Source organism: Legionella sp. ST3F1 (genome assembly GCF_048553315.1).
Lineage (GTDB): Bacteria > Pseudomonadota > Gammaproteobacteria > Legionellales > Legionellaceae > Tatlockia > Tatlockia donaldsonii.
Genome location: NZ_JBLZIO010000007.1, coordinates 112,705 through 124,202, shown reverse-complemented (window position 1 = coordinate 124,202; position 11,498 = coordinate 112,705). Strand labels below are relative to the sequence as shown.

Below are 11,498 nucleotides of genomic sequence, written 5' to 3'. Positions count from 1 at the left end.
TGTTGTAAGCATCTAATTTAAAATAGAGGTGCAGATTTGATTGCTGTGAAGAGCTCGACTGTACAAACTTGCTGCATAACTAGCCTTGATTTGCTATGATAGGCGCTTTTAGTCAATAGATAAAAAAGTATGTCCGAAGACTATTTACACGCTTCGCCTCTGGGACGGCGTAGTGCCTACATTGACAATTATGATAATTCACTGCTTTTTCCCATCGCACGCCAAACAAAGCGTGAGGGTATTGGCGTTGGTATATCCCTGCCGTTCACGGGTTATGATATTTGGACAGCGTTTGAATTGTCCTGGCTGAATCAAAAAGGCAAGCCGGTTGTTGCGATAGCTGATATTATTATGCCCTGTGAATCGGTTAATCTTATTGAATCGAAATCCCTCAAGTTATATTTAAATTCCTTTAATAATACAATCTTTGATTCGCCTGAGACGGTGCGGGAAACCATAGCATCTGATTTAAGTAAGGCGGCAGGTAGCGTTGTGCAAGTCGTGCTTTATAAAGCGGAAGGTTTTATTGAAGCGCCTATTGGGCAGTTGGAAGGGCTTTGCCTGGATGAGCTGGATATTAGCTGTTCTGAGTATAAAGTAAATCCGCAATTGCTAAATGTTTCGACGGAAAAAGTAGAGAATATCGCCTTATATAGTCATTTGCTTAAATCAAATTGCTTAATGACAGGTCAGCCAGATTGGGGTTCGATTGCAATTACTTATTCCGGTCCTCGTATTAGTAATGAATCCTTGTTGCAGTATTTGGTGTCTTTTCGCAATCACAATGAATTTCATGAACAATGTGTTGAGCGTATTTTTATGGATCTCATGACATACTGCCAGCCTGACGAATTAACAGTTTATGCACGTTATACGCGCCGCGGTGGATTGGATATCAATCCTATTCGTTCGACAAAACCGGTTGTACCTCCTGCCAATATTCGTTTGTACCGCCAATAGCCTGACACCAAACGCAGGCCGGCCCCCTGGCTCGGCGTAAAGTGGAATTTTCCTGTGAGGCAATTGTTGGGCATGGGCCGATTACTGGGAGTATTACTTGAATTAACAACAAATTATGTTGGTAATTCACATCATCTAGCAATTTCAGTAGAATGGTGGTCATTTTTATGGATTAGAGGTGGTTATGGCAGTCAGCGTACATACAATTGATTTTCAACATCTGGGTATGCAGGATCTGGAGCAAGTAGGCGGTAAGAATGCTTCTTTAGGTGAAATGATTAGCCATTTATCAAAGGCTGGCGTCTCAGTGCCAACCGGGTTTGCCACTACAGCGGATTCTTTTCGCGATTTTTTAGCGAAGGATGGTTTGGATAAAAAAATCTATGCCATGCTCGATTCACTCAATACGGATGATATTGCCCAATTAACCACAACCGGAAAAACGATTCGTGAGATGGTTGTCAAGGCGCCTTTTTCTGCTGAATTTGAAAAAGCAGTCCGCCAATCTTATGAGCTACTTGCTCAACAAATCGGTCACAGTGACTTTAGTGTTGCAGTGCGTTCTTCAGCAACGGCAGAAGATTTGCCTGATGCCTCTTTTGCCGGTCAGCAAGAAACTTATTTAAACGTTCGGGGTATTGACGCTGTTTTAATTGCTATTAAACAGGTCTTTGCTTCTTTATTTAATGATCGGGCTATTGCTTATCGGGTGCATCACGGTTTTTCCCATAATGATGTGGCCTTGTCGGCTGGTATTCAGCAAATGATTCGTAGTGATTTGGCGGTCAGTGGTGTGATGTTTACCATGGATACCGAGTCTGGTTTTGATCAAGTTGTTTTCATTACATCATCCTATGGCCTGGGTGAAATGGTTGTGCAAGGTGCGGTAAATCCAGATGAGTTTTATATTCATAAACCAGGTCTGCAAGCGGGTAGACCGGCTGTGATCCGCCGTAATTTGGGCAGTAAAGCGCTCAAAATGGTCTATTGCAATGATGAAACACAAGCCCGGACTGTTAAAACAGAAGAGGTCAAAGCAAAAGAGCGTCTGTTGTTTTCTTTAACGAATGAAGAAGCAGAGCTGTTGGCCAGGCAGGCCCTTATTATTGAAAAGCACTATGGCCGACCTATGGATATTGAATGGGCCAAAGACGGTAAGGACGGGAAGTTATATATCTTACAAGCACGTCCTGAAACTGTAAAAAGCCGTAGCAGTACCCAGGTGTTAGAGCGCTATACCTTGAAAAAACAAGGGGAGATATTAACGGAAGGCCGTAGTATTGGTCAACGTATCGGGCAGGGACGGGCGAGGGTTATCAGAGACATCAGTGAAATGCACCGCGTCGAGCCCGGTGATGTTTTAATTTCTGACATGACGGATCCGGATTGGGAGCCAATCATGAAACGTGCTGCGGCGATTGTTACCAATCGGGGTGGCAGAACTTGCCATGCAGCCATCATTGCCCGCGAACTGGGTATTCCTGCTGTGGTTGGTTGTGGCGATGCAACCAAAGCCATTCGGGACGGAGACGAAGTCACAGTAAGTTGTGCCGAAGGAGATACCGGGTATGTTTATCGAGGCTTGTTACCCTTTGAGAAGGTACACCTTGATGTGGATACCATGCCTGAACTACCGATGAAAATCATGCTGAATGTGGGTAATCCTGAGCGTGCTTTGGCTTTTCAATCCATACCCAATTCCGGGGTTGGTTTGGCTCGCCTCGAATTTTTAATTTCCAACACGATTGGTATTCATCCAAAAGCCTTGTTGGAATATAACTCTTTACAGGATAAAAATTTAAAACAGCTTATTGATGACAAGACCGCCGCTTATGCATCTCCAGTGGAGTACTATATTGAGCGTTTAAAAGAAGGTATCGCTACGATTGCTGCTGCCTTTTACCCAAAGCCTGTCATTGTCAGGCTCTCCGATTTTAAATCCAATGAATATGCTAATCTGGCGGGCGGTAATTTATACGAACCCCATGAAGAAAATCCCATGCTTGGTTTTCGTGGTGCATCACGCTATGTATCTGCTGATTTTGCCGAGTGTTTTGCTCTGGAGTGTAAAGCCGTTCGCCGTGTACGCGAAGAGATGGGATTGACGAATGTCGAAGTCATGATTCCTTTCGTCAGAACGGTTTCTGAAGCGGCACAGGTTATCCAGGTACTTAAACAGCATGGACTTGAGCGCGGTAAAGAGGGCCTGCGTGTCATCATGATGTGTGAATTGCCTTCTAATGCATTACTTGCCAACGAGTTTTTAGAACATTTTGACGGTTTTTCAATAGGCTCTAACGACTTAACGCAATTAACGCTTGGTTTGGACAGAGATTCTGGCTTGATTGCAGCCCAATTCGATGAGCGGAATGATGCGGTTAAGGCACTCTTACATATGGCGATTTCGACCTGTAAAAAAGCAGGGAAATACGTTGGTATTTGTGGCCAGGGTCCATCCGATCATCAGGATTTCGCTCAATGGCTCATGCAGGAAGGAATTGACAGTGTATCGTTGAATCCTGATTCAGTATTGGAAACTTGTCTCTTTCTTGCTGAGCAATAGCCATGTCGCGCTATTTAAGATATTGGATTTTACTGTCAGGGTTTTTCCCTGCCTTGCTATTTGCTGGCAACCAAGCTGATCACCATGATCCAGTTGCACCCGTGATACTCTGGGTTACTCTCATCCTTTTTTTTGCCATTCTGGGCCGCTATATTGCCAGACGCTTTAATCAGCCGGGGGTATTGGGTGAATTGTTGATAGGCGTTTTTCTGGGCAATCTATGTTACCTTTTTGGCTCGCAGCTTGTTGTTATTTTACGGGAAGGATCTGCTATTTTTAACATCATGCGGGAAATGCTTGCGGGCATTTCTCTTCCCCAGGCAGTTGCGAGTAGTGTTTCTGATCCTTATTATGCCAAGCAAGTGACCGATGCTCTAGGTAATGGTAACGGGATTGATTTAATCAAGGTGGCTTATGTTCTTGATATTTTTTCCCGTTATGGTGTGATTTTTCTTTTATTTATGGTTGGCCTTGAAAGTTCGGTAGAAGAGCTTAAACATACTGGCCGTGAATCAGTACAAGTAGCCATTATTGGTGTTATTGTACCTATTATCCTGGGTTTTGCCGTAGCCCACTTAATGCTGCCAAAGTCCTCCTACCAGGCTGATTTGTTTGTTGCAGCGACCTTGTCAGCGACGAGTATAGGGATCACCGCCCGTGTACTTGCCGAGATGAAAAAATTACGCACCCGCGAAGCGAGAACAATTCTTGGCGCGGCCATGATTGATGATATCTTAGGGTTGGTAATTCTAGCTATTGTCAGTTCTGTGGTGATTAGTGGGGTAGTTGATCTGGTCATGGTAGGGCGCGTTATAATTTCTGCTACCCTGTTTTTTACTGTTGTTATCACTCTTGGTCCTTGGATTATCCGGAAGGCAGTAAGCTTTTTTAAATTTCTTGAGCTCTGGGAAGCTAAACTGTTTATTTCATTTATCTTTGTCATGTTGTTGGCATGGATAGCAACGCTGATTCATTTAGCAACTATTATCGGTGCGTTTGCGGCAGGACTCATTATTCATGATGGTTTGTTTGAATCGCGCACACGTTCTGCAAGTGATTCTTTAAGTATTCATAATCTTGTAGCGCCGCTTGAATCTATTTTGGCTCCATTATTTTTCATTCTCATCGGGATCCAGGTAAAACTGGAATCCTTTTGGGATTGGCAGGTACTGCTAATGGCCAGCGGTCTGATCGCTGCAGCTGTTGTTGGTAAATTAGTGAGTGGCTTGGGGGCAGATCGCAAAGATGATCGCTTGTTGATTGGGATCGGTATGTTACCGCGCGGTGAGGTTGGATTGATTTTTGCGTCTATAGGAAGAACATTGGGAGTGATGTCTGATCAACTGTTTTCAGCGATTGTTTTGATGGTTATTGTGACTACCGTTATTGCGCCGCCTTTTATTAAAGCCCGTTATGGCAAAAGTGATCAAAAAGGGGAGAAAGCATGAAGTTAAGCCAAATTGATATTTTGGCTGATGTTAAAAGGGCGCTGGAGGAAGATGTTGGGAATGGCGATGTTAGTGCTGCCTTACTGCCTGCTGAGTTATTTGCCGAGGCCGAAATTATCTCGCGTGAACCGATGTTGGTTTGCGGGCGCCCCTGGGTCGATGCTGTTTTTGCCGAGGTAAATCCTGCGATTAAATTGGATTGGCTGGTAGACGAAGGGCAGTGGCTTGGTCAGCCTGCCACTCTATGCCAAATTAAAGGCCCAGCAGCTGGAATTTTAACTGCTGAGCGTTCTGCTTTGAATTTTTTACAAACCTTGTCAGCTACCGCCACAAAAACCCATGAGTACCGGCTAAAGCTACAAGGCAGCAAGACTCGTTTACTGGACACCCGTAAAACATTACCAGGTTTACGCCATGCCCAAAAATACGCTGTAGCCTGCGCGGGAGGGGTCAATCATCGTATGGGTTTATACGATGCGTTTTTAATTAAGGAAAACCATATTAAAGCCTGTGGTTCTATTAGTCAGGCAATTAACCAAGCAAGACAAATGCGGAGTGATTTGCTGGTTGAGGTCGAAGTAGAGACGCTTGAGGAGATGCACGAAGCGTTGCTCGCCAGACCCGATCGTATTTTGCTCGATAATTTTAGCAATGCTATGCTGATGGAAGCAGTAGGAATTGCTAAACCTTATGGTTGTGAACTGGAAGCCTCAGGCGGTATTGATTTGAATACCATCGCTGCGGTAGCACAAATCGGCGTTGATTATATTTCAATCGGAGCTATTACGAAATCAATTCAAGCCATTGATTTAAGTTTACTGGTTAGGGAAGTTAAATGAATTCATCGATTGTTTTTTCTGGCGGCGGTACGGCTGGCCATGTCACACCTAACTTGCCACTCATAGAAGTGCTGCGACAGGAGGGTTGGCAAATTGATTATATTGGCTCAAAAGATGGTGTCGAAAAGGACATGATCAGCGCTTTAAATATCCCTTACCATGCTGTTAGCAGCGGCAAATTAAGAAGATATTTTAGTTGGCAAAATTTTTTGGATCCGTTCAAAATTCTTCTTGGTATCGTGCAGTCTTATTGCCTATTACGCAAGCTTAAAACAGAGATCGTTTTTTCCAAGGGTGGTTTTGTTGCTTTTCCAATTGTTGTGGCGGCCTGGTTAAATCGCATACCAGTTATTGCCCACGAATCAGATATGAGTCCCGGACTTGCTAACCGGTTAAGCTTTCCTTTCGTCGATAAAATTTGCGTTACTTTTGGAGCAGCAAAAAAACATTTTAAGAAACCAGAAAAGGTGGAAATAACTGGTACGCCTATACGACAAGAGCTATTCAAAGGTTCGAAAGAAAAAGGTTTGGATTTATGTGGTTTTAATTACGACAAGCCTTGTGTATTAGTGATGGGAGGAAGCCAGGGCTCGGTAAAACTGAATACAGCCTTAAGAAGCATTTTGGATCCGTTGACTGCTTCCTATCAGGTGATTCATTTATGTGGTAAGGGAAAATTGGATAGCAACTTGATTAACCATGCTAATTATTGCCAACTCGAATACGCGACTAGTGAGTTGGCGGATTTGTTTGCCGCAAGCGATTTGGTTATTTCACGAGCAGGAGCTAATGCGCTTTATGAAATTCTGTCTTTGCAGAAACCTCATGTTTTAATTCCGCTTTCTGCCAAAGTTAGTCGGGGCGATCAAATTCAAAATGCGCGTTATTTTGCCCAGCAGGGAATTAGCAAGGTCGTTGATGATGACAATTTAACAGCAGAGAATTTACTGGCTGCAATTACTGAAGCTGGCCAGCAACGTGAAGAAATTATTGCTAAAATCAAGGCGCTTCATATTGAATCAGCTACCTTGAAAATTATTGCTCTCATCAAGGAACAGTTGCATGCTGAACACCCTAAAACTATATGAGTACATCGAGCAGGAATGGCAGAAAGAAATTCTGCCAAGCTTGTGCGATTACATTAAAATTCCGAATAAATCCCCCCATTTTGATGAGCATTGGCAGGAACATGGTTACATGGAGCAAGCGGTTAACCATGTTGCTGATTGGTGCAAAGCGCATGCTCCAGCAGGAATAATTTTGGAAGTTATCCGTTTGCCAGGCCGTACCCCCTTATTGTTTATGGAAGTACCCGGTCAGGTGGATCAGACGGTATTACTCTATGGCCATTTAGATAAGCAACCGGAAATGACTGGCTGGCAAGAAGGGCTTGGTCCTTGGCAACCTGTAATACGCGATGGACGTCTTTACGGCCGAGGCGGGGCTGACGATGGTTATGCTGCGTATGCATCATTGACGGCGATAAACGCATTGCAAGAGCAGCAACTGCCCCATGCTCGCTGTGTGTTAATTATTGAGGCCTGTGAAGAAAGTGGCAGTTATGATTTACCTTATTATATCGAAGCATTAAAAGACAAAATTGGACAACCTTCTCTGGTTATTTGCCTGGATTCTGGTGCCGGTAATTATGAGCAATTATGGATGACGACATCTTTGCGCGGTAATGTTGTTGGTGAATTATCGGTTGAGTTGCTTAATGAGGGGGTGCATTCTGGCAATGCTAGCGGTATTGTTGCTGATAGTTTCCGTGTAGCCAAACAATTAATTAGCCGTATTGAAGATGAAACAAATGGCGAGATTAAATTGGCAGCACTGCATTGTGATATTCCTCAGGAGCGTGTGAAACAGGCAAATGCCTGCGCCGCTGTTCTAGGTGATGAGGTTTACTCTGGTTTCCCTTTTCATACTGGTGTTGAACCGGTGACGCATGATAAACAACAACTCGTATTAAATCGTACCTGGCGCCCGGCCTTAGCTATCACAGGGGCTGAAGGTTTGCCCGCCATAGCAGATGCAGGGAATGTACTTAGAGCGAAAACAGTATTCAAGCTTTCTATGCGTCTGCCGCCTTTAGTCTGCCCCCAAGAGGCTGCGACAGCCTTGCAACACACATTAACACAAAACCCACCGTATCAGGCAAAGACCAGTTTTCGTATTGATGATAGTGCTAAAGGCTGGAATGCTCCATTGATGGCAGACTGGTTGGCAAAAGCAGTGGATGAGGCTTCATTGGCTTTTTATAAGAAAACTGCTGTGTATATGGGGGAGGGCGGTACGATTCCCTTTATGGCGATGCTGGGTGAAAAATTCCCTGATGCACAATTTATGATTACAGGTGTTTTGGGCCCGCACTCTAATGCCCATGGTCCTAATGAATTTTTGCATTTAGAAATGGTAAAAAAATTAACGGCTTGCGTCGCCTATGTGCTTCATTCACATTTTATATCATTAAGTCTCGACAGATAAAAAAAATACTGAGATACTCACTTGGCTCGCACAGGAGGAGTCTGATGCGAGACAAACGGTTTAACAAAAACCGTATAGTCCAATCAATAAAGGAGAATAAAAAATGAAAGCAAGTTTGTTTGCTGTTGTCTGGTTGCTGTTGGTCATAATCCTTCCAATTCATGCTGCAACCAATCAGCTCAATACGGTAATCCCGGCCGCAAGCCAAAAATTGAATGCTAAAGTAGATCTCAACAAAGCGGATATCAATACTCTTGCCAAGGCTTTTAAGGGTATAGGGAGAAAACGTGCCGAAGCGATTATCAAATACCGCGAAAGTAACGGGAGTTTTAAATCAGTGGAAGAGTTATCTCATGTGCGCGGGTTAGGAAAGCAATTCGTGGAAAAGCATTTACTCCAATTACAAGAGGTTTTTACAGTGAGTTAACCCATACAGGGGGCTGTTAACAGCCCCTGAATTTAACTAATTTATTTTGAACACTAACGGCGCGGGGAATCCCGCCGATTTTTGATAAATATTGAAATAGATTACTTGGTCTGTTTTTATCTTCAAATAAATCTTCATCAAGATCTGTCGATTTTTATCCAAATATGAGTTAAAGTGTTCGCCAAAAAAAAGAAGAGGTTGTTGCAGATGTTTAGGAAATTAAGGGGCGTTTTTTCCAATGATTTGTCCATTGATTTGGGAACAGCCAATACATTGATTTATGTAAGGGATAAAGGGATCGTTTTAAATGAGCCGTCTGTTGTTGCTTTGCGCAATGAGTCGGGTCAGAAACGAGTGGCAGCTGTTGGTTTGGAAGCAAAACGCATGCTGGGTAGAACACCTGGCAATATCAATGCAATTAGACCAATGAAGGATGGAGTCATCGCAGATTTCTTTGTTACAGAAAAAATGCTGCAACATTTCATTCATAAAGTGCATGAAAACCGGTTCTTGCGCCCAAGCCCGCGTGTCTTGGTGTGTGTGCCTTGTGGTTCCACACAGGTTGAGCGTCGTGCAATCCGTGAATCAGCCATGGGTGCAGGTGCGCGCGAAGTCTTCCTGATTGAAGAGCCGATGGCAGCAGCCTTGGGTTCTGGTATGCCAGTGGAAGAAGCCAGTGGTTCTATGGTCGTGGATATCGGTGGCGGTACTACTGAAGTCGCTATTATCTCTCTCAGTGGTATAGTCTATCATCAATCAGTACGTATTGGTGGTGATAAGTTTGACGATGCCATTGTTTCTTACGTGCGTCGCAATTATGGTACTCTGATTGGCGAAACTACTGCTGAGCGCATTAAGCACGAAATTGGCTCCGCTTTCCCGAGTCGAGATTTGTTCGAGATCGAAGTCCGCGGCAGAAATTTGGCAGAAGGGGTACCTCGCAGTTTCACATTGACCAGTGCTGAAATTCTTGAAGCCCTGCAAGAGCCGTTGTCAGGTATTGTGGGTGCTGTGAGAGCTGCCCTTGAGTTAGCACCTCCCGAATTGGCGGCAGATATTGCCGAGCGTGGTATGGTATTAACCGGTGGCGGAGCTCTATTGAAAAACATGGATACTCTCTTGATGGAGGAAACGGGTCTACCCGTGCTGGTTGCAGAAGATCCTTTAACCTGCGTAGCTCGTGGTGGTGGTAAAGCGTTAGAAACCATGGATCTGCGTGGCGGTGATTTCCTCTCAACCGAATAACTCAAATAGCAGACTTTTTGCTAAAGGCAAACCTAAATCGGTTAGTTTTGCGTTTGCCTTGGTGCTCTCATTGTCGCTTATGTTTTCAGACTACCGCTATGGATATCTTGATAGCGTCCGTGGTGGTTTTGCCTTGCTTGTTTCTCCATTGCAATACGTTGTTGACTACCCTGTCCGGGTTATTGGTTGGATTCAATCTTTAGTCAGTGCCAAGAAAGCCCTCATTGATGAAAATATAAAATTGCGCTACCAGCAAACAATGCTTGAAGCGGAATTGCAGAAGCTTTTAGTTATCAAGGAAGAAAATTCACAATTGCGCGAATTACTGCTTACCTCGACCAAGGCGAGAATGCGTGCAATGGCTGCACAAATTCTGGCAGTTGATACCACGAGTGCACGGCAGTTAGTTGTCTTGAATAAAGGAAAGCGCGATGGTGTTTATACGGGTCAGCCTGTACTTGATGCTAAAGGGGTCATGGGACAAATTATTGATGTAGGCTATATGACCAGTACGGTTCTATTAATTTCCGATTCTAAAAGCGCGGTTCCGGTAAGAAACAATCGAACTGGCGAAAGGGCCATTTTGGCTGGTACTAACAGTATGAGCCAGTTATCACTAATCAATTTGCCAAGAACCTCGTCGATTAACAAAGGCGATCTCTTGGTTACTTCTGGACTTGGCCGTCTTTATCCAGAAGGTTATCCCGTTGGTCGAGTTGAAGAAATAAAAAGTATTCCTGGTGAAGATTTTATAAAAGTTGATGTTAGCCCTATTGCTTTACTCAACAGGAATCGCCTAGTACTTCTCATCTGGCCTGATAAAGAGCAGACTGCATTAACGGCACAGATTAATGAGCGCATGAATGCCATAGGAGCAAATGCATGAATTCGTTAAATTTGCGTTTGATTATTGCAATCATTTTAGCGCTTGTACTGACTATTTTACCTTTACCGGATCTTTTAGTGGGACTTAGGCCACCTTGGGTTTTGATGCTGGTTTTGTATTTACAGTATTATTTACCTGATCATTTCAATATCAGTCTCCTTGTGATTATCGGTTTAATGCTGGATGTTTTATTAGCTACTGTCATTGGTGAACATGCTTTCGCTCTTTGCTTTGTATCCTGGATAGCCAGTAATAAAGCTCGGCGGTTTTCGTTTTTTTCCATAGGGCAACAAATGGGGCTGATAGGATTTTTCTGTCTACTTTACCAAGTACTGATTTTAACCATAGATGCTTTCTTGGGATTTCATATTGGTTTTCTTATGTCTGTAGGCAGTGCGCTTATTAGTGTTTTATTTTGGCCGTGGGTGAGATTACTTGCGGATGATACCTTGCTTGCCAAGGCGCCTTACCGGCGATAGTTTATTAGGGTCTGTTGAAACGCCTCCCGAAAGCATTGATTGCCTGCCTTTCGCTGCTCATTTACCCAGGAAAAATGTCAACCAGCTCCTATTAGATCTGGAAAATTTATTTTTTAAATCAATATCCTCTTAAGATAGATCTAAGTATTTTACATTGTTATACT

10 protein-coding genes are annotated in these 11,498 nt (G+C 43.7%); all 10 read left to right on the top strand.

From position 1 onward, the window contains the following. The first annotated feature begins 129 nt into the window (after positions 1-129). Positions 130-960, top strand: coding sequence for an NADPH-dependent 7-cyano-7-deazaguanine reductase QueF (queF, locus tag ACN4Z1_RS06985; protein WP_228364808.1), 831 nt, complete (start codon positions 130-132; stop codon positions 958-960). Between the two features lie 184 nt (positions 961-1,144). Next, positions 1,145-3,523, top strand: coding sequence for a phosphoenolpyruvate synthase (ppsA, locus tag ACN4Z1_RS06980; RefSeq protein WP_228364809.1), 2,379 nt, complete (start codon positions 1,145-1,147; stop codon positions 3,521-3,523). 2 nt (positions 3,524-3,525) lie between these two features. Beyond that, complete coding sequence (locus ACN4Z1_RS06975; protein ID WP_228364810.1) at positions 3,526-4,971, top strand: cation:proton antiporter; 1,446 nt, start codon at positions 3,526-3,528, stop codon at positions 4,969-4,971. Next, positions 4,968-5,810, top strand: coding sequence for a carboxylating nicotinate-nucleotide diphosphorylase (gene nadC / locus ACN4Z1_RS06970; RefSeq protein ID WP_228364811.1), 843 nt, complete (start codon positions 4,968-4,970; stop codon positions 5,808-5,810). The genes ACN4Z1_RS06975 and nadC overlap by 4 nt, the downstream gene beginning before the upstream one ends. Then, positions 5,807-6,898 carry an undecaprenyldiphospho-muramoylpentapeptide beta-N-acetylglucosaminyltransferase gene (locus ACN4Z1_RS06965; RefSeq protein ID WP_228364812.1) on the top strand — a complete coding sequence of 364 codons (1,092 nt, stop codon included), beginning with the start codon at positions 5,807-5,809 and terminating at the stop codon, positions 6,896-6,898. Before nadC ends, ACN4Z1_RS06965 begins: the two co-directional genes overlap by 4 nt. Then, entirely contained in the window at positions 6,873-8,297 is a 1,425-nt protein-coding gene (locus ACN4Z1_RS06960) for a M20 family metallopeptidase (protein ID WP_228364813.1), read from the top strand. Before ACN4Z1_RS06965 ends, ACN4Z1_RS06960 begins: the two co-directional genes overlap by 26 nt. 103 nt (positions 8,298-8,400) lie before the next feature. Beyond that, positions 8,401-8,724, top strand: coding sequence for a ComEA family DNA-binding protein (locus ACN4Z1_RS06955; protein ID WP_115221728.1), 324 nt, complete (start codon positions 8,401-8,403; stop codon positions 8,722-8,724). A 207-nt stretch (positions 8,725-8,931) separates the two neighbouring features. Further along, positions 8,932-9,969 carry a rod shape-determining protein gene (locus ACN4Z1_RS06950; RefSeq protein ID WP_025385468.1) on the top strand — a complete coding sequence of 346 codons (1,038 nt, stop codon included), beginning with the start codon at positions 8,932-8,934 and terminating at the stop codon, positions 9,967-9,969. Next, a complete protein-coding gene (gene mreC / locus ACN4Z1_RS06945) occupies positions 9,947-10,855 on the top strand; it encodes a rod shape-determining protein MreC (RefSeq protein ID WP_228364814.1) in 909 nt (302 codons plus the stop codon). The genes ACN4Z1_RS06950 and mreC overlap by 23 nt, the downstream gene beginning before the upstream one ends. Further along, the gene (gene mreD / locus ACN4Z1_RS06940; RefSeq protein WP_115221726.1) at positions 10,852-11,334 is read left to right on the top strand and encodes a rod shape-determining protein MreD; all 483 of its coding nucleotides are present in this window, start codon (positions 10,852-10,854) and stop codon (positions 11,332-11,334) included. Before mreC ends, mreD begins: the two co-directional genes overlap by 4 nt. Positions 11,335-11,498 lie beyond the last annotated feature (164 nt).

Bases quoted from the DNA above. Each gene is read 5' to 3' on its own strand.
- queF (WP_228364808.1), top strand. From the start codon at position 130: ATGTCCGAAGACTATTTACACGCTTCGCCTCTGGGACGGCGTAGTGCC.
- ppsA (WP_228364809.1), top strand. From the start codon at position 1,145: ATGGCAGTCAGCGTACATACAATTGATTTTCAACATCTGGGTATGCAG.
- ACN4Z1_RS06975 (WP_228364810.1), top strand. From the start codon at position 3,526: ATGTCGCGCTATTTAAGATATTGGATTTTACTGTCAGGGTTTTTCCCT.
- nadC (WP_228364811.1), top strand. From the start codon at position 4,968: ATGAAGTTAAGCCAAATTGATATTTTGGCTGATGTTAAAAGGGCGCTG.
- ACN4Z1_RS06965 (WP_228364812.1), top strand. From the start codon at position 5,807: ATGAATTCATCGATTGTTTTTTCTGGCGGCGGTACGGCTGGCCATGTC.
- ACN4Z1_RS06960 (WP_228364813.1), top strand. From the start codon at position 6,873: ATGCTGAACACCCTAAAACTATATGAGTACATCGAGCAGGAATGGCAG.
- ACN4Z1_RS06955 (WP_115221728.1), top strand. From the start codon at position 8,401: ATGAAAGCAAGTTTGTTTGCTGTTGTCTGGTTGCTGTTGGTCATAATC.
- ACN4Z1_RS06950 (WP_025385468.1), top strand. From the start codon at position 8,932: ATGTTTAGGAAATTAAGGGGCGTTTTTTCCAATGATTTGTCCATTGAT.
- mreD (WP_115221726.1), top strand. From the start codon at position 10,852: ATGAATTCGTTAAATTTGCGTTTGATTATTGCAATCATTTTAGCGCTT.